The 16,760-nt window shown below is 70.2% G+C and carries 17 protein-coding genes; 8 read left to right on the forward strand and 9 right to left on the reverse strand.

The genetic code is table 11. The features are described 5' to 3' along the window. Positions 1-36 precede the first annotated feature (36 nt). Positions 37-855 (forward strand): MerR family transcriptional regulator, encoded by an 819-nt coding sequence (locus tag AB0L64_RS19030; protein WP_363711639.1) that lies wholly within the window; start codon positions 37-39, stop codon positions 853-855. Here the strand turns inward: AB0L64_RS19030 and AB0L64_RS19035 are convergent. Then, positions 839-2,350, reverse strand: coding sequence for an alpha-L-arabinofuranosidase C-terminal domain-containing protein (locus AB0L64_RS19035; protein ID WP_363711641.1), 1,512 nt, complete (start codon positions 2,348-2,350; stop codon positions 839-841). The genes AB0L64_RS19030 and AB0L64_RS19035 overlap by 17 nt on opposite strands. Before the next feature lie 31 nt (positions 2,351-2,381). Between AB0L64_RS19035 and AB0L64_RS19040 the strand changes: the two genes are divergently transcribed. Next, a complete protein-coding gene (locus AB0L64_RS19040) occupies positions 2,382-3,404 on the forward strand; it encodes a LacI family DNA-binding transcriptional regulator (RefSeq protein ID WP_363711643.1) in 1,023 nt (340 codons plus the stop codon). Positions 3,405-3,489: 85 nt separating this feature from the next. On the opposite strand, the gene AB0L64_RS19045 is transcribed toward AB0L64_RS19040, so the two are convergent. After that, positions 3,490-4,464: an aldo/keto reductase gene (locus tag AB0L64_RS19045; RefSeq protein WP_363711645.1), complete on the reverse strand. Its 975-nt coding sequence runs from the start codon at positions 4,462-4,464 to the stop codon at positions 3,490-3,492. Positions 4,465-4,621: 157 nt separating this feature from the next. On the opposite strand from AB0L64_RS19045, the gene AB0L64_RS19050 reads away from it, so the two are divergent. The 5 genes from AB0L64_RS19050 to AB0L64_RS19070 all read left to right on the forward strand — a co-directional run bounded on the left by AB0L64_RS19050 (position 4,622) and on the right by AB0L64_RS19070 (position 10,213). Continuing rightward, positions 4,622-6,208 carry a discoidin domain-containing protein gene (locus AB0L64_RS19050; protein WP_363711647.1) on the forward strand — a complete coding sequence of 529 codons (1,587 nt, stop codon included), beginning with the start codon at positions 4,622-4,624 and terminating at the stop codon, positions 6,206-6,208. After that, positions 6,208-7,428, forward strand: a complete 1,221-nt coding sequence (locus tag AB0L64_RS19055; RefSeq protein ID WP_363711649.1) for an MFS transporter — start codon at positions 6,208-6,210, stop codon at positions 7,426-7,428. The genes AB0L64_RS19050 and AB0L64_RS19055 overlap by 1 nt, the downstream gene beginning before the upstream one ends. Further along, entirely contained in the window at positions 7,425-8,405 is a 981-nt protein-coding gene (locus AB0L64_RS19060) for a hypothetical protein (protein WP_363711651.1), read from the forward strand. The genes AB0L64_RS19055 and AB0L64_RS19060 overlap by 4 nt, the downstream gene beginning before the upstream one ends. Before the next feature lie 117 nt (positions 8,406-8,522). Then, complete coding sequence (locus AB0L64_RS19065; RefSeq protein WP_363711653.1) at positions 8,523-8,990, forward strand: MarR family transcriptional regulator; 468 nt, start codon at positions 8,523-8,525, stop codon at positions 8,988-8,990. Further along, complete coding sequence (locus AB0L64_RS19070; protein ID WP_363711655.1) at positions 8,987-10,213, forward strand: MFS transporter; 1,227 nt, start codon at positions 8,987-8,989, stop codon at positions 10,211-10,213. Before AB0L64_RS19065 ends, AB0L64_RS19070 begins: the two co-directional genes overlap by 4 nt. On the opposite strand, the gene AB0L64_RS19075 is transcribed toward AB0L64_RS19070, so the two are convergent. From AB0L64_RS19075 to AB0L64_RS19085, 3 genes are read right to left on the reverse strand one after another with little or no spacing between them, the layout of a single operon-like run. Beyond that, entirely contained in the window at positions 10,203-11,153 is a 951-nt protein-coding gene (locus tag AB0L64_RS19075; protein ID WP_363711657.1) for a formylglycine-generating enzyme family protein, read from the reverse strand. The two genes, AB0L64_RS19070 and AB0L64_RS19075, sit on opposite strands and share 11 nt — an antisense overlap. 10 nt (positions 11,154-11,163) lie before the next feature. After that, positions 11,164-12,039 carry an LLM class flavin-dependent oxidoreductase gene (locus AB0L64_RS19080; protein WP_363711659.1) on the reverse strand — a complete coding sequence of 292 codons (876 nt, stop codon included), beginning with the start codon at positions 12,037-12,039 and terminating at the stop codon, positions 11,164-11,166. Positions 12,040-12,041: 2 nt separating this feature from the next. After that, the gene (locus AB0L64_RS19085; RefSeq protein WP_363711661.1) at positions 12,042-12,458 is read right to left on the reverse strand and encodes a GNAT family N-acetyltransferase; all 417 of its coding nucleotides are present in this window, start codon (positions 12,456-12,458) and stop codon (positions 12,042-12,044) included. Between the two features lie 81 nt (positions 12,459-12,539). On the opposite strand from AB0L64_RS19085, the gene AB0L64_RS19090 reads away from it, so the two are divergent. Next, on the forward strand, positions 12,540-13,166 hold the full coding sequence (locus tag AB0L64_RS19090) for a hypothetical protein (protein ID WP_363711663.1): 627 nt from the start codon (positions 12,540-12,542) through the stop codon (positions 13,164-13,166). On the opposite strand, the gene AB0L64_RS19095 is transcribed toward AB0L64_RS19090, so the two are convergent. Genes AB0L64_RS19095 through AB0L64_RS19110 form a run of 4 tightly spaced genes read right to left on the reverse strand, consistent with a single transcriptional unit; the run spans position 13,159 to position 16,735 of the window. Then, positions 13,159-13,869: a 2OG-Fe(II) oxygenase gene (locus AB0L64_RS19095; protein WP_363711667.1), complete on the reverse strand. Its 711-nt coding sequence runs from the start codon at positions 13,867-13,869 to the stop codon at positions 13,159-13,161. The genes AB0L64_RS19090 and AB0L64_RS19095 overlap by 8 nt on opposite strands. After that, positions 13,866-14,735: a Gfo/Idh/MocA family oxidoreductase gene (locus tag AB0L64_RS19100; protein WP_363711669.1), complete on the reverse strand. Its 870-nt coding sequence runs from the start codon at positions 14,733-14,735 to the stop codon at positions 13,866-13,868. Before AB0L64_RS19100 ends, AB0L64_RS19095 begins: the two co-directional genes overlap by 4 nt. 4 nt (positions 14,736-14,739) lie before the next feature. Then, positions 14,740-15,753, reverse strand: a complete 1,014-nt coding sequence (locus tag AB0L64_RS19105) for a Gfo/Idh/MocA family oxidoreductase (protein WP_363711671.1) — start codon at positions 15,751-15,753, stop codon at positions 14,740-14,742. Between the two features lie 19 nt (positions 15,754-15,772). After that, positions 15,773-16,735, reverse strand: coding sequence for a Gfo/Idh/MocA family oxidoreductase (locus AB0L64_RS19110; RefSeq protein WP_363711673.1), 963 nt, complete (start codon positions 16,733-16,735; stop codon positions 15,773-15,775). Positions 16,736-16,760 lie beyond the last annotated feature (25 nt).

The raw sequence follows: 16,760 nt of genomic DNA on the forward strand, positions 1-16,760 counted from the left end.
TGACCTTCACACTGTGTCAAGCCGGAAGGTGGCTGCATGTTCACCATCGGAGACTTCGCGGCGTTCGGGCAGGTGTCCGCGCGGATGTTGCGGCACTACGACGCGCTCGGGTTGCTGCGGCCGGCCGTGGTCGACCCGGCCACCGGGTACCGGTACTACTCGGCCGACCAGTTCAGCCGGCTGAACCGGATCGTCGCGCTCAAGGACCTCGGGTTCAGCCTGCAGCAGGTCGGCGAGATCGTCGACGCCAAGCTGTCCGCCGAGGAACTGCGCGGCATGCTGCGGCTGCGGCAGGCGCAACTCGAGGACGAGCTGGCCCGTAGTGCGGCCCGGCTGACGAGCGTCGAGGCGAGGCTCCGGCTCATCGAGAGGGAAGGTCACATGCCCACCGACGACGTCGTCCTGAAAACCATCGCCGCGACCCGGGTCGCCGAACTGTCCGCGATCTCACCGAGCTACGACGGTGCGGACATCGGCCCGGTGCTCCAGCCCCTGTTCGGCCAGCTCTTCGAACGCCTCGGCGCGGCCGGCATCGACCCGTGCGGTTCGCCGGTCGCGTACTACGAGGACGCCGGGGACGAGACGATCCGCGTCCACGCCGCCGTCCCCGTCGGCACGGGGACGGCGGCGGACGTCGACATCCTCGAGCTCCCGGAGCTCGCCCAGGCCGCCACGATCGTCCACCAGGGCGACATGATGGAGGCCGATCGCAGCATGCAGACGCTGGCCCGCTGGATCGAGGACAACGGCTACCGCAGCCAGGGGTACGCCCGGGAGGTCACACTCCAGTTCGACATGGACAACCCGGCGAACTGGGTGCACGAGTTCCAGATCCCGGTCACAAGGTCAAGCTGACCGTCGCGAACGAGTGCGGCGGCAACGTCACCCGCAGGCCGCGCGGCTCCGGTTCCACCTCGAGCGGAACCGGAGCCACCGTGTCCGGGGTGTCCACCGTGTTGTAGGCCTGCGGTTTCGATGCCGTCAGCAACCGTCCCGACGATTCCCACGACGACGCGCCGCGGAGATCGAGCACGACGTCCAGCGCCTGCTCCGGATCGAGGTTGCTGACCGACACCAGCGCCCGCCCGTCCTTCACCGACGCGGACGCCGACACCAGCTGCATCGCCGTACCGTCGAGATCGTAGGTGCGACCCTCGACCACGTGCACCGGCAGCGCCTGCGCGTCCTGGTGTGCCTTGTTCATCTCGAACACGTGGTACGTCGGCGTCCGCACCAGGCCTCCGTCATCATCGGTGAGCAGCATCGCCTGCAGCACGTTGACCGTCTGCGCGATGTTCGCCATCACCAGGCGCTCCGCGTGCCGGTGGAACACGTCGAAGTGCAGGCTCGCCACGAGCGCGTCCCGCATCGCGTTCTGCTGGAACAAGAATCCGGGGTTCGTGCCCGGCTCCACGTCCCACCAGGTGCCCCACTCGTCCAGCACCAGGCCGATCTTGCGCTCCGGGTCGTAGGCGTCCATCAGCGCCGAGTGTGCGCGGATGACTCGCTCGATGTCCTGGGCCTTGGCCAGCGTCCGGTAGTAGTCCTCCAGGCCGAACTCGGTCGCGCTGCCCTTGTGCTCCCAGGTGCCGGCGACCGTGTAGTAGTGGATCGAGATCGCCTGGAAGATGTTCTTCGGGTCGCGCCCGCAGCCGAGGCAGCTGACCGCCTTCAGCAGCGCCTCGGTCCAGGCCAGGTCGTCGTCCGACGCGCCCGCGGCGATCCGGTACAGCTTGTTGTCGCCGTGGTCCTTCAGGAACGTCGCGTACTGCCGCGCCAGGTCGGCGTACGCCTCGGCGCGCAGGTTGCCGCCGCAGCCCCACGCCTCGTTGCCGATACCCCAGAACGGGACCTGCCACGGCTCGTCACGCCCGTTGGCCTTCCGCAGCCGCACCATCGGGCTGTCGCCGTCGCGGGTCAGGTACTCGACCCATTCGCTCATCTCGCGCACGGTCCCGCTGCCCACGTTCCCGTTGACGTACGGCGCCGCGCCGAGCAACTCGCACAGCGCCATGAACTCGTGGGTGCCGAAGTGGTTGTTCTCCTCGACGTTGCCCCAGTGCGTGTTCACCATCGACGGCCGGTCCGCCTTCGGGCCGATGCCGTCCTTCCAGTGGTACTCGTCCGCGAAGCAGCCGCCCGGCCAGCGCAGGTTCGGGATGTCGAGCGCCCGGAGCGCCTCGACGACGTCCAGCCGGATGCCGCCCTCGTTCGGGATGTCCGAGTCCTCGCCGACGTAGAAACCGCCGTAGATGCAGCGGCCGAGGTGTTCGGCGAAGTGGCCGTAGAGATGCCGGTTGATCGTCGGTCCGGGGACGTCGAGGTCGATCACGACCCGTGCTTCAGGCATGGAGCCCTCCTCAGTCTTTACAGTTGGCCGCATGGGCAAGCCGTCTGGCGTGGTGACGATGGCCGACGTCGCCCGGTACGCCGGGGTGTCGACGATGACAGTGTCGAACGTGATCAACGGGCGGCCGCGGGTCGGGCCGGAGACCCGGGAGCGGGTGCTGGCGGCGATCGGCGAGCTCGGGTACCAGGTGAACCTGGCGGCCCGGCATCTGCGCGCCGGCCGCACCGGCGTGGTCGGCCTGGCCGTGCCCGAGCTGGAGCGCCCGTACTTCGCGCAACTGGCCGGCCGCCTCGCGGACCGCTTCGAGGCGCACGGCCTGCGGATCGTCACCGAACGCACCGGCGCCAGCCGCGAGGGCGAGCTGGACGCGGTCGCCTTCTCCCGGCTGCGGATGTACGACGGGCTGATCCTCAGCGTGGTCGACATCGACCCGGCCGAGCTGGGCCAGCTGCGCACCGACGCGCCGGTGGTGATGATCGGGGAGCGGGCGCTGCCGTCCCGTTTCGACCACGTGATGATGGACAACGTCGACGGCGCCCGGCAGGCGACCGCGCAGCTGCTCGCGACCGGCGCGCGCCGGGTCGCGATGATCGGCGGCGATCCCGGCGGCTCCGCGACCATGCAGGCCCTCCGCGCCGAGGGGTACGCGCTCGCCCACGCCGAGGCCGGCGTCGAGGTCGATCCGGAGCTGAACGTACGCTGCTTGTTCGGCCTGCGGGACGGGTACGACGCCGTCCGCGGACTGCGCGAGCGCGGGGTCGCGTTCGACGCGGTGTTCGCGCTGACCGACGTGGTGGCGATGGGGGCGCTGCGGGCGCTGGCCGACGCGGGGCTCCGGGTGCCGGACGACATCCAGGTGGTCGGCTTCGACGACATCGACGAGGCGGCGTTCCTGGTGCCGTCGCTGTCCACGGTCAACCCCGGTCACGACGAGATGGCCGACGCGATCACCACGCTGATGACGGCACAGCTGCGCAGCCCGGGCGGCGAGCCGAAGGAACTCGTCGTACCCGCGCAGCTGGTCCTGCGGGGCACGACCAAGCCGTCGGGCTGAAGTCCGCTGTCGCCGCACGGCAGAAGGTATATCGATAAACAAGCGCGCTGGCAAGGCCCCGCAGTGTGGCGGGGCCTTGCGGGGGTCAGCGCAGCAGCTTCGCGACTTCCGTCAGCTGGTCCTCGGACAGCGGGCCGAAGTCCATCGCACGGGCGTTCTCCTCGGCCTGCGCGACGGTCCGGAAGCCGGGGATCGGGACGGTCCGCGGACTGCGGGCCCACAGCCAGGCGAGTGCGCCCTGGGCCAAGGTCCGCCCGTCGCTCTGCAGCACGTCGCGGATCGCGGACACCTTCTCCCACCACTCCGGCGCCGGCACGCCGCCGTCGTCGAAGTACCGCAGCCAGGACGGCGGCAGCGTACGGATGTCCGCGCCGGTGGCCGGCCTGGTCGCGTCCCGGCGGCCGAGGATCCCCATCCCCAGCGGGGTCCGGTTGATGCTCGCCAGGTTCTCGCGCTCACACAGCGCGAAGAAGTCCGGCGCATCGTGCAGCACGCTCGCTTCGTGCTGGACCGCGGCGCAGTGCTCGCCCTGGGCGAAGAACTCCGCGCTGTGCACCGTGTCGGTGCTCCAGGCGTAGCTGCGGATCAGCCCTTCGCGGACCAGTTCCTCGCAGGCCTCGCGCAGCGGCAACGCGATCTCGTCGGTGGTGTCGAAGTGCAGCTGGTAGAGGTCCAGATAGTCGGTCCCGAGCCGCTCGAGCGACGCCCGGACGGCCTTGTGGACGTACTCCGGACTGCTGTCCTGGTGGTGCATGACCCGGGTCGACTCGTCGAACGTGTTGCCCCACTTGGTGGCGATCACCACCTGGTCGCGGATGCCTTCGAGGGCCTTGCCCAGAACGCGTTCGCTGTGGCCGGCGCCGTACACGTCCGCGGTGTCGAAGAACGTGACGCCGAGCTCGACCGCCCGGCGGATCGCCCGCACCGACTCGTCGTCGTCCACGACACCCCAGCCCAGCGGTTCACCGGCCGGATTGCTGAACGGCCCTCCGATCGCCCAGCATCCGAACCCGACCGGGCTGACCTCGATTCCTGCTCGTCCCAACCTGCGCATCTCCATGGCGTCGAGCCAACCAGCGCGGGGCTCATCCGTCCAATGAATCTTCTGTACGGACTTCATGCATGCCGTGCATATAACGAAATTGCCCTCTTTACCTACCATTAGCTGTTAGGTAACCTTCCTAACAATTCTGGCTCCGCGCCCCCGGAGGAATCTCATGAGACTGCGCATGCTCGCGCTGGTACTACCCGTCGGACTGCTCGCCGCACTGGGCGGCTCTGCCGCCAGTGCGCGGATGAATGCCGACACCTTGCTGTCGCAGGGCAAGCCGGTGCTCGCCTCGAGCATCGAGGACGACACCCTGACCGCCGCGAAGGCGGTCGACGGCAGTACGTCGACCCGCTGGGCCAGCGCCGAAGGCGTTGATCCGCAGTGGATCCGCGTCGACCTCGGTCAGCCGGCCGCGGTCGGCCGGGTCAAGCTGAACTGGGAGGCCGCGTACGCGAAGGCGTACCGGATCGAGGTCTCCGACAACGGGACCGACTTCACCACGGTCAAAGAGGTTGCGGACGGCAACGGTGCGACCGACGACCTGACCGGCCTGCAGGCACACGGCCGGTACGTGCGGCTCGTCGGCACCAAGCGCGGTACGTCGTACGGCTACTCACTGTGGGAGCTCCAGGTGTACGGCACGGCCGACTCGAGCGGCGACACCCAGGCGCCGACGGTTCCGGCCGGTCTGAAGAGCACCGGCGCGACGGCCACCTCCGTCGCGCTCAGTTGGACCGCCTCGACCGACAACATCGGCGTCAGCGGGTACGACGTCCTGCGCGGCGGCACGGTGGTCGCGACGACGCCGGGCACGCAGTACAACGACACCGGGCTGACCGCGAACACGGCGTACACGTACTCGGTGCGCGCCCGCGACCTGGCCGGGAACGTGTCCGCGGCGAGCGCGCCGATCACGGTCACCACCTCCGCCGGTGGCAGCGGGAGTTTCGTCCTCGCGGCCGCGGGGGACATCGCGGATCGCTGTACGGCGTCCGACTCCGACTGCATCCACCCGAAGACGGCGAACCTGGTCCAGGCGATGAACCCGGCCGCGGTGATCACGATGGGCGACAACCAGTACGACGACGCGCATCTCTCGGATTTCCAGAACTACTACGCGAAGACGTGGGGGAGGTTCAAGAGCATCACGCACCCGATCCCGGGCAACCACGAGACGTACGACGACACGCCGTTCCAGGGGTACCACGACTACTTCGGGTCGATCGCGACACCGCAGGGCAAGAACTACTACAGCTGGAACCTCGGCAACTGGCACTTCGTCGCCCTCGACTCGAACGACTTCGTCAAGGAGGACGGGCTGAGCGAGCCGGCCCAGCTGACCTGGCTGAAGCAGGACCTGGCGAACAACACCAAGGGCTGCATCGCCGCGTACTACCACCACCCGCGCTTCAGCTCCGGCGACCACGGCGACAACGTGGACGCCGCTCCGCTCTGGCAGACGCTGGTGGCGGCGAAGACCGACCTGGTGCTGAACGGCCACGACCACCACTACGAGCGGTTCGTACCGCAGAACGCGGACGGCGACAAGGACGCCAACGGGCCGGTGCAGATCATCGGCGGTATGGGCGGCGCGCCGCTGTACCCGGTGCACGCCGCGCATCCGGCGACCGCCAAGATCATCTCCGACTTCGGGGTGCTGAAGCTGTCGATGACCGACAGCACGTTCGCCACCCAGCTGATCGGTCTGGACGGTGACGTCCTCGACAGCAGCCCGACGTACAGCTGCCACTGATGTACCTCGCATCCGTCGGCCCGCTGCGGACACCGCTGCGCCGCCTCCCCGGCACCGTCCCTGGAAATGTTCTGGCCTTGGGCATCGTCAGCCTGGTGACCGACGTGTCCGCCGAGATGGTGACCGCGATCCTGCCGCTGTACCTGGTCTTCGGGCTCGGGCTGAACCCGCTGCAGTTCGGCCTGCTCGACGGCCTGTACGCCGGGGCTACCGCCGTACTGCGGCTGGCCGGCGGACATGTGGCCGACCGCTGGCGACGCTTGAAGGCCGTCGCCGGCGTCGGCTACGCGCTCTCGGCGGTCGCGAAGCTCGGCTTCCTGGCCGCCGGGTCCAGCGTTCCCGGGATCGGCGCGGTCCTCGCGATCGACCGCGCCGGCAAGGGGATCCGCACGGCGCCGCGCGACGCGCTGATCTCGTTGAGCAGCGACCCGGCGACCATGGGGCGCTCGTTCGGCGTCCACCGTGCCCTCGACACCGTCGGTGCGTTCCTCGGCCCACTCGTCGCGACCCTGGTCCTGTGGGCAAGCCTCAACGACTACAACTCGGTCTTCGTCACCAGCTTCGCCCTGGCCGCGACAGCCGTCATCCTCCTGACCACCTTCGTCCGCGACCACTCACCGCACACCCCGCCCGCGCGGCCGGTGGGCAGGATGCAAGCGCTCGCGTTGTTGCGGGACGCGGCTTTCCGCCGGAGCTGCATCTGGGCTGCTGCTCTCGGGCTGCTCACGATCACCGACTCCTTCGTCTACCTCGCCGTACAGCGCCGCTGGGACATCGACGCCGGCCTGTTCCCCATGCTCCCGTTGGGAACCGCCGGCACCTTCCTGCTGCTCGCGATCCCGCTCGGCCGGCTCGGGGACCGGATCGGCCGCTGGAAGGTCTTCCTCGGCGGGCATCTCGCGCTGGTCCTCGCGCTGCTCGTCGTGTCCGGTCCGTTCGGCAGTTGGTGGCTGGTCCTCGCGTTGCACGGCGCCTTCTACGCCGCGACCGACGGCGTACTCCCCGCCGCGGTCGGTCCGCTGCTCCCGGAGCACCTTCGCGCGAGCGGTCTCGCCGTACTGCAAACCGGCCAGGCGCTGGCCCGGATGGCGGCCGCCGTCACCGTCGGCCTGCTGTGGACCCTCTGGGACCTCCGCCCGGCGATGCTCACGTTCACGGCCGGCCTGCTGGCGGTCACGCTCGCGGCGGCCGTCTTCAAACCGTTGGAGGTACGCCGATGACCCGCCGGCTGCTCGTGACCGCGATCGGTGTCCTCGCGCTCGTCGGCGGCGCGATCACGTACGTCGCCCGCGCGCGCGACGGCGGCGCCGCCGAGAACGCCGTACCGGTCGTCACGGGGCAACCGATGCGGCTCGACGGCAGGACGCTCTACTTCCGGAACCTTGCCGACGGACCGGACTCCGGCAAGCTGGCCGCCGTACCTGCCGGTGATCCGGGAGCCGCCCGGCGCGTGGGGGAGCTGCACTGCGACCGGTTCGCCGCAGCCCACGGGACGGCGATCTGCCTGCGGCTGAAGGCGAATTCGCTGCCCGCGCTGACCGAGATGATCGTGCTCGACGCCGGCCTGCGTGAACGGCACCGCGAGACCCTGCCCGGTACGCCGAGCCGGGCGCGGGTGTCGCCCGACGGACGGATCGTGAACTGGACGATGTTCGTGACCGGCGACTCGTACGCGGCCGGCGGCTTCTCGACCCGCACCGGGCTCTACGAAGTGGACACCGGACGGCTGGTGAAGACGATCGAGGAGCTCGCCGTCTTCGTCGGCGGGAAGCGGTACTTCGCGTCGGACGTGAACTACTGGGGTGTCACGTTCGGTGCCGACGGCAATCGTTTCTACGTGACGATGGCGAGCAAGGGCAAGACGTACCTGATCGAGGCCGACTACCGCGCGTACCGGGGGACGGCGATTGCCGAGAAGGTCGAGTGCCCGTCGCTGTCACCGGACGGCCGCCACATCGCCTACAAGCAGAAGAACCCCGACGGCAGTTGGCGCCTGGCCGTCCTCGACCTCGCCACGCGCCGGATCACCCACCCCGTCGAGTCCCGTCCCGTCGACGACCAGCCCGTCTGGCAGAACAACACCACGCTGCTCTATCCGGTCCGCAACGCCGCCGGCACGCTGGACGTCTGGTCCGTAGGCCTCACCACACCCGCCCGCTTGCTCATCCCGCAGGCCACCACGCCCTCCTTGAGCTAGCTCGCCCACTCAGCTGAAGATCGCTGCCATGAATTGTCAGGGTTTGCTCGCACCGTCGAGCGTGGTCCGGGAGCCAGATGTAACAGTACTTATATAAGTGCTGTTACTATCGGCTCCATGGAGGATCCCACGGAGCAGAGTTTGTGGCGGCCGTTGCACGAGCTGCTGGGGCGGATGGATGCCGAGATCGGGCGGATCTACACCGATCGCGACATCAAGGGGCTGAAGCCGACGTACGTGCGGGAGCTGCTCCAGCTGCATCTCAGGGGCCCGATGACGATCACCGAGCTCGCCGATGCGACCGGGCGGACGCACTCGGCGCTCAGCCAGAAGGTGGCCGGGATGCGCGCCGCCGGCCTGGTCCGGACCGTGCCGGGCGCGGACGCGCGCAGCAAGCACGTCACACTGACCGCGAAGTCGAAGAAGCTCGTCGAGCTGCTGGCCGCCGAATGGCGGGCCACCGAGGCCGCGATCGCCGAGCTCGAGGCGGAGCTGCCGTATCCGATGAGTCAGGTGGTCCGCGACGTCGAGTCGGCCCTGGCCCGGAAGAGCTTCCACGACCGCATCGCGGAGAAGCTGCGGTGAGGCGGGCGCTCATCGACCTGGGCCCGTTGCGGGTGCTGACGTACCGGCGGTTGTGGATCGGGCAGGTGCTGTCGGCGTTCGGCGGTCAACTGACCTTCGTCGCGGTGATGTTCCAGGTGTGGGACCAGACCGCGAGCCCGGCCTGGACCGGCGCGGTCGGGCTGGCGCAGGCGGTGCCGCTGATCGTGCTCGGCCTGTTCGCGGGCACCCTCGCCGACCGGCTCGACCGGCGCCGGATCTACCTGGTCACCACGATCGCGCAGTTGCTCACCGCAACCGTCATGGCGAGCCAGTTGGTGATCGGCCGGGTCCCCGTGGGGGTGCTGCTGGCGCTGGTCGCCGTCCAGGCGTCGTTCGGCGCGACCGCCGGACCGGTGGCGCGGACAGTCCTGCCGCATCTGCTGTCACGTGACCAGTTGGCGGCCGGGCTCGCGCTCAACCGGATCGGGTTCCAGGGGGCGATGCTGCTCGGCCCGGCGCTCGGCGGCGTGATCGTCGGCACCTGGGGCGTTGGCGTCTGCTACCTGGTCGACGCGCTGAGTTTCCTCGCCGCGCTGTACGGCGTCCTCGGGCTGCCGCACCTGCGGATCGAGGCCGTCGCGAAGCCGGGACTGCGCGGCGTGCGGGACGGGCTGACGTTCATCGCCGCGACGCCGGTCATCCGGGGCGCGCTGATCACCGACCTGGCCGCGACCGTGCTGTCGATGCCGATCAGTCTGTTCCCGGTGATCAATGCGGAGCGGTTCGGCAACAACCCGCGGACGCTCGGGCTGTTCCTGACCGCGATCGCTGTCGGCGGGGTCGCCGCGTCGTTGTTCTCCGGGACGTTCACCCGGCTGCCCCGGCACGGCGTGGTGATGTTGTGCGGTTCGGCCGGCTGGGGGATCGCGCTGCTGCTGTTCGCGTTCTCGCCGGCGGCGTGGCCTGCGTTGGTGTTCCTCGCGGTGGCAGGTGCCGCGGACACCGTCGCGGTCGTGTCGCGGAGCACGATCGTTCAGCTGCACACACCGACCGAGCTGCTCGGCCGGGTCAGCGCCGCCGAGCAGATCGTCGGCCAGGCCGGCCCCGACCTCGGCAACCTCCGCGGCGGCGTCGTCGCACAGCTCACCTCACCGGTCGTCTCGCTCGCGTCCGGAGCCCTGCTGTGTGTCGCGGCCGTCGCCGCGGTCGCCGGCACGACGCCAGGCTTGCGGGCGGCCGAAGAAGTCCCGGTTACGGACTGACGGTGCGGAAGCCGGCGTTGCCCATCGACGACTCCGGCGTGTTCGACGAGCGGGCGGCGTTGCGGTAGCGGTTGCAGTACGAGTCGTGGCACAGGTACGAGCCGCCGCGCATCACGCGCGCCGCGCCGAGCGACGGGCCGGACGGGTTCCCGGCCGGGGAGAACTTGTAGTACCGCGGGCCGAACCAGTCCTCGCACCACTCCCAGACGTTCCCGACCATCTGCCACAGGCCGTAGCCGTTCGGCTGGAAGGTGCGGACGGGCGCGGTCGTCAGGTACCCGTCCTCCTCGGTGTTCGTCCGCGGGAACTCACCCTGCCAGATATTGCAGCGCCACTCGCCGTCGTCGCCGATCAGCTCGTCGCCCCACGGGTAGCGGGCGCCCTCGAGGCCGCCGCGGGCGGCGTACTCCCACTGGGCCTCGGTCGGCAGCCGGCGGCCGGCCCACTTGCAGTACGCGACCGCGTCGTTCCAGCTCACGTGGACGACGGGATGGTCGTCGAGCCCGTCGAGGCCGGACCGCGAGCCGCCCGGGTGCCGCCAGTCGGCGCCGCGGACGCCGGCCCACCACGGCGTACCGGACGCCGGGCCCATCACCTCGTCCGGCTCGGCGGCCAGCGCGAGATGGAACACCGCGGAGTAGCCGAAGGTCTCGGCCTCGGTCCGGTAGCCGGTCGCGTCGGCGAACCGAGCGAAGTCGGCGTTCGTCACGCTGGTCGCGTCGATGCTGAACGGCGCCACCTCGACCTGGTGCACCGGCGTCTCGCCGTCACCGGCGTTCTCGTCGCCGTTGCTGTTCCCCATCGCGAACGAGCCGCCGCCGAGCGCGATCTGCTCGATCCCGTGCGCACCGGCCGCGGCCGGCACCGGTGAACCGGCCGGAACGTCCAGCGGGACCCCGGTCCGGGCAGGCGCACAGCAAGACGGGTGCTCGTCGCTCATGCCGGCCAGCTTAGTTATCTCCGAGGCTTGGCGGTCCGGCCTCGATCCGGCGCAGGACCGGGTCGAGACGGTAGAAGTCGGTGCCGGTGATGAGCTGGCGTTCGTCCCACCAGGTCGCGCCCGCCTCGGCGAGCGGCTCGATCAGGGCGCGGGAGCGGGCAGGGTCGGTCGGACTGATGCCGCCGACGATCACGTCGTACGGCGTGCTGGTGTCCGTGCGCTGCTGGTTCACGAAGGTGACCAGGTCGCGCAACTCACCGACCGGCGGCGCTTCGCCGTGGTTGGCGGTCTTGAACAGCGGTACGGCGCCGTCCCAGCGCGCGGCGCGGCGCATCGGCGCCTTGCGTGGCCAGAACCCCGCGATCCAGACCGGCGGCCGCGGTCGCTGGACCGCAGCGGGCAGCAGCTCCACGTCGTCGGCCAGGTAGTGCTCGCCGCGGTGGTTCACCCGGTCACCCGACCAGTACGCCGTCAGCAGGTCGAGGCCCTCGTCGAGCTTCGAGGCCAGCACCTTCGGGTCGGTCTCGTCGCCGAAGCTGCCGAACTCGTCGTCGATCGGCCCGCCGAGCCCGGCGCCGAAGATCACCCGGCCGCCGCTCAGCCCGTCGAGGGTGGCGACCTGCCGGGCGAGTTGCTCGGGCCGCCGGCGCGCGACCGGCGTGACCAGTGGACCGAGCGCGATCCGCGAGGTCGCCAGCGCGGCCGCGGTCATCAGCATCCACGGGTCGCCGAACGGCTGCCCGCGCCGCCGTTCCTTGCTGTGCACCACATGGTCCCAGAGGAACAGGCCGTCCCAGCCTGCCTCCTCGGCCGCCGTCGCCACGCGGGCCACGGTGCGGGCGTCCGCGAAATCCCCGAAGTTCGGGATGTTGATCGAGAAGCGCATCGTCACTCACCCAGTCGTAGTTCGACGAACGGAATCGTGTCGCCCGGCAGCAGATAGGTCTCCACCTCGACGAAGCCGTGCGCCTTCGCGAACCGGAGGCCGTCGGCGTTGCTGCTCAGGATGTGCGTCTCGATACCGTCGCCCAGCTCCCGCCCGCGCCGCAGGCAGTGCTCGTAGAGCGCCGTACCGAAACCACGGCACCGGTACGCCGGGAGCACCCGGGCGATCACCACCGCCGCCGGCGTCTCTTCCGACGGTGGACGGACCGTGGAACACCCGACGAGGACGTCGCCGTCGTACGCCACCTCGAGCACGTTCCGCGTCGCCCGCTCCTGGATGTCGTCGACCGACAACGGCGCCGTGGGGATGATCTCGTTGTGCACGCGCTGCCAGTCCAGCACGGTCTGCTCATCGCTCACCGGCACAATCCGCAACTCACTCACCCCGCCACCCAACAGGCAGCCGGGGGCAGCGGTCAAACGAGTAGTAGCGTCCGTGTCGTGCGGATTCTGTTTGTGGGTAACAGCTTCACGTCGCGGAACAACCTGCCCGGGTTGATCAAGGGTCTGGCTGCGGCGCGGGGGATCGAGGTCGGGCACAAGCTGATCTCGGCGGGCGGCGCGTCACTGCGGCAGCATCTCAACGCCGGCAAGGCGCTCGACGAGATCGCGAACGGCGGCTACGGCACCGTCGTCCTGCAGGAGCAGAGCACCTTGCCGATCAAGAGCCCGGACCGCTTCCGCGAGAGTGCCCGCGACTTCGGTGCGGCGATCACCGCGGCCGGCGCGCGGACGGCGTTGTACCTGACCTGGGCGCGCCGCAACGCGCCGGAGACCCAGCGGGCATTGACCGACGCGTACGGCGCCGCCGCGGTCGAGCTCGGCGCGACGCTCGTCCCGGTCGGCATGATCTGGGAACGCTTCCTCGCCGAGCACGACGAACCCGCGCTCCACGACGCGGACAACAGCCACCCGGCCCTCGCGGGTAGCTACCTCGCGGCGTGCGTCTTCCTCATCGCGCTGCTCGACGAGGACCCGGTCGGCATCGACACCCCGGTCAAGGGCCTCGACAACAAGACCGCGGCCTTGCTCCAGCAGTCGGCGTGGGACATCTGCAGCGCTATTTAGCGTCGTGGAACACGAGCCCGAGCGTGTGGCGCTGACCTGAGCGGATCGCGGACACGCCGTGCCGGACCGGTGCGGCCGACCAGCCGCGCGCCGACTTCACCGGCCGATCGCGCGTCGTGAAGACCAGCCCGTGGCCCTGCGGGATCAGCGTCGACGTACCCCGCGACTGCGCCCGCGGCCGCTGCTCGACCAGCAGGAACTCGCCGCCGGTGTGGTCGGCGCCCGGGTCGTTCAGGTTGATCACGACCTGGAGCGGGAACACCTTGTCGCCGTACAGATCCCGGTGCAGGGCGTTCCAGTCGCCCGCGCCGTACCGCAACAGGATCGGCGTCGGCCGGACCTGCCCGGCCTGATGACACCTGTCCAGCCATTCGTCGAGGGTGTCCGGCCACTCCGCTTCCCGGCCGAGCTTCGCGTACCAGTCGCGCGCGATCGGCAGCAGGCGCGGATACAGCGCCTGCCGCAACGACTCGACCGCCTCGGGGAACGGCCGGTCGAAGTACCGGTACTGACCCTCGCCGAACCGGTGCCGCGCCATGTCGATCGTCGCGCGGAACCGCTGGACGTCGTCGTACATGCCGGCGATCCGTGCACACTCGGCCGGGGTCAGCAGTTGCGGCAGCAACGCACAACCGAGGTCGTCCACCTCCGCCGCCACCGCATCCCAGTCGGCTCCGGACACTCGTCGCTCGTACCTGTTCATACCTCCTGAACGGGCTGGCGCAGGATTGTGTGAGTCTGCTCCAGCACGGTGATCGGCGCCAGCATCGTCGCGTCGTCGAGCGGGTGCTCGCCGGTCTCGAGCATGTCGAGGAACACCTTCAGACCAGGGACGACGTACTCCGAGTCCAGCCGTATGTCGTGACTCACCAGCCCGGTGCGCCCGACGATCTCGGCGTGGAACGGCACCCGCCCGTCGTCCGTCGGCTTCACCAGCTGCAGTGTGACGAGCACCCCGCCGCACAGGTAGCGGACGACCACGGTGGAACCGACCCGCTCGACGGTGACCGGACCCGGCTCGCCGGGAGCCAGCCGCTGCGCCAGATCGGCCGCGTGAATTCCGTAGAAGAAGATTCCGCTGTACTCGCTGTCCGGATCGGCCGGCCCGGTGACCGTGACCGCCTGGAGTTCACCGACCTCGGCGGCCGCGAGCGCGTCCGCGTCCGCGACCCAGCGCACCGCGGAGTACGACGTCACCGCGGCACCACCGCGCCGCGCCGCGTCCAGGATCGCCCGCGCATCCGCCGTACTCGCGGCCAACGGCTTGTCCACCCACACGGGCAGACCGGCCTGGAGGAACGGTACGGCGTGTTCGCGGTGCAGCGCCCCGTCGCGGTTGGTGACGATCAGCGCGTCGACGCTGCCGAGCAGCTCCGCCGATGTCGGCACGATCTGGGTGATGCCGCCGGTCGCGGCGAGCTTGCGGTTGCGTTCGTCGTCCGCGCCGACCAGTGCGACGATGCGCGCGGTGGCAGTGCCGGTTTCCGCGACGGGGTCGACGTTGAGGTGCTCGACGATGTGGTCGGCGTGGCTGTTCTCGGTGCCGACGAGAGCGATGCGCAGCGGCATGGGGTCAGTTCTCCTTCAGCTCGACCGGCTGCCCGGAGCGGGCGGACTCGTAAACCGCGAGCACCGTCGCGAGCGACCGCCGACCCGCTTCCAGCGTCACGGCCGGCGGACGGCCTTCGCGGACGGCGGCGATGAAGTCGCGGTACTGCGCGAGGTGCGCGAGCTCGGTCGGTCCCCAGCCGTCCGGTCCTTCCAGCGCCGGCGCCTCGGGTGCCGTGGCGTCCGCGGCGTCGAAGTAGGCGAGCTGGTCGTCGTCGAGGACCGCCGTGCCCTGGTCGCCGTGGATCGTCAGCCGGACCGGGCGGCCCGGGTACGCCGCTGTACTGGCGAGCATCAGACCGATCGCCCCGCTCTCGAACACGATCGTCGCGCCCGCGAGATCCTCGACCTCGATGCCTTCGTGCGCGAGCCGTCCGGTCTGTGCGCTCACCCGGATCGGGCGGCCGAGCATCCAGACCAGCAGGTCGAGCGCGTGGATGCCCTGGTTCATCAGGGCGCCGCCGCCGTCGACCGCGAGGGTGCCGCGCCAGTCGTCGCCGTCGTAGTACGACTGCGGCCGGAAGAACGCCGACTCGGCGATCCCGGACGTCACCCGGCCGAGCGCGCCGCTGTCGATCGCGGCCCGGATCTGCGCGACCGGGGGCTGGAACCGGCGCTGGCTGATCACGGCGACGGTCAGTCCGGTCTCCCGCTGCGCGTCGATCAGCCGGTCCGCGGCGGCCAGGCTGATGTCGACCGGCTTCTCGACGACGACGTGCTTGCCCGCGTGCAGCGCCTCGACGGCGACGTCGGCGTGCAGCGCGCTGGGCAGGCAGATTCCGACGGCGTCGATCTCCTCGGCGGCGTACGCGTCGGCCGGTGCCGGGTACGCGCGCCCGCCGTACTGCGAGACGATTTTGCCGGCGCGGTCGAGGTCCTTGTCCACGACCGCGACCAGGACGGCCTCGTCCCCGAGGGCTTCGAGGAGGCGAGCGTGCACGGCGCCGATCACGCCGGCGCCGATGAGGGCGAAACGCATGAAACTCTCCGATCGATGGCTAGTCAGCTGTCCAGGCCAGTGGGCTTCCATCTGTTTCTGCCGAGCGCTGGGCCAGCAGGGCAATCCGCGTGACGAGCAGGCTCCGGTCCGTCGTGATGTCCGGTTCGTTGCCTGCGGCAAGTGCCTGCAGCGGCTTCTCGGCGGGCCGGAAGCCGGCCGGCAGCGGTACGTCGTGCGGCGCCAGGTCGGTCGTGGTGAGGATCAGGCGGTTGCGGGCCCAGAGGAGCTCCGCGGTGCCTTCGGTGCCGACCAGCTTCATCCGGTAGTCGCCGTGCACCGGCGAGCCGGCCGGGTTCATCCAGTCGACGCCGGCGGTGATGACCGCGCCCGGCCCGCTCAGCGTCGCCACGCCGTACGAGCTGTCCACGACGGTGCCGCTGACGGTTCCGGCGGTCAGGCCGGTGAAGAGCAGGGCGGCGTCGATGTCGTGCACGGCGAGGTCGTTCAGGAGTCCGCCGTACCGCTCGCGCTCGAAGAACCACTCCGGACGGGTCGGGCGGTTCAGCTTGTGCGGGCCGGACGACGTCACGCCGTGGATGGTGCCGAGCCGGCCGGCGATCTCCAGGGCCGCGAGCGTGACGGGGTAGTACCGCTTCTCGAGCAGCAGGGTCACGTGCCGACCGGTGCGGCGCGCGGCCTCGGCGATCGCGTCCAGGTCCTCGAGCGTCGTACACAGCGGTTTGTCGGCGATCACATGGCAGCCGGCGTTGAGCGCGTCGACCACTGCCTGGCCGCGGTCGCCGTAGATTCCGGCGACCATAACGACGTCAGGCTCGGTGTCGCGCAGCATCTGCCGGTGGTCGGTGAAGACCTTGGCGTCGTACGGCGCAGCCCAGCGCTCGGCGGCCTCGCGGGACGGGTCCGCCACCGCGACCAGCTCGAACGCGGCGACCTGGTCGACCTCGGCGGTCGCATAGGCCACGTGCGGGTGGGCGGCGCCGGCGATCGCGATTCGCGTCATATCCGTGATTCCAGCATGCAACCGG

It is taken from the genome of Kribbella sp. NPDC051936 (assembly GCF_040680955.1).
Lineage (GTDB): Bacteria > Actinomycetota > Actinomycetes > Propionibacteriales > Kribbellaceae > Kribbella.

Bases quoted from the DNA above. Each gene is read 5' to 3' on its own strand.
- AB0L64_RS19030 (WP_363711639.1), top strand. From the start codon at position 37: ATGTTCACCATCGGAGACTTCGCGGCGTTCGGGCAGGTGTCCGCGCGG.
- AB0L64_RS19035 (WP_363711641.1), bottom strand. From the start codon at position 2,350: ATGCCTGAAGCACGGGTCGTGATCGACCTCGACGTCCCCGGACCGACG.
- AB0L64_RS19040 (WP_363711643.1), top strand. From the start codon at position 2,382: ATGGGCAAGCCGTCTGGCGTGGTGACGATGGCCGACGTCGCCCGGTAC.
- AB0L64_RS19045 (WP_363711645.1), bottom strand. From the start codon at position 4,464: ATGGAGATGCGCAGGTTGGGACGAGCAGGAATCGAGGTCAGCCCGGTC.
- AB0L64_RS19050 (WP_363711647.1), top strand. From the start codon at position 4,622: ATGAGACTGCGCATGCTCGCGCTGGTACTACCCGTCGGACTGCTCGCC.
- AB0L64_RS19055 (WP_363711649.1), top strand. From the start codon at position 6,208: ATGTACCTCGCATCCGTCGGCCCGCTGCGGACACCGCTGCGCCGCCTC.
- AB0L64_RS19060 (WP_363711651.1), top strand. From the start codon at position 7,425: ATGACCCGCCGGCTGCTCGTGACCGCGATCGGTGTCCTCGCGCTCGTC.
- AB0L64_RS19065 (WP_363711653.1), top strand. From the start codon at position 8,523: ATGGAGGATCCCACGGAGCAGAGTTTGTGGCGGCCGTTGCACGAGCTG.
- AB0L64_RS19075 (WP_363711657.1), bottom strand. From the start codon at position 11,153: ATGAGCGACGAGCACCCGTCTTGCTGTGCGCCTGCCCGGACCGGGGTC.
- AB0L64_RS19080 (WP_363711659.1), bottom strand. From the start codon at position 12,039: ATGCGCTTCTCGATCAACATCCCGAACTTCGGGGATTTCGCGGACGCC.
- AB0L64_RS19095 (WP_363711667.1), bottom strand. From the start codon at position 13,869: ATGAACAGGTACGAGCGACGAGTGTCCGGAGCCGACTGGGATGCGGTG.
- AB0L64_RS19100 (WP_363711669.1), bottom strand. From the start codon at position 14,735: ATGCCGCTGCGCATCGCTCTCGTCGGCACCGAGAACAGCCACGCCGAC.
- AB0L64_RS19105 (WP_363711671.1), bottom strand. From the start codon at position 15,753: ATGCGTTTCGCCCTCATCGGCGCCGGCGTGATCGGCGCCGTGCACGCT.
- AB0L64_RS19110 (WP_363711673.1), bottom strand. From the start codon at position 16,735: ATGACGCGAATCGCGATCGCCGGCGCCGCCCACCCGCACGTGGCCTAT.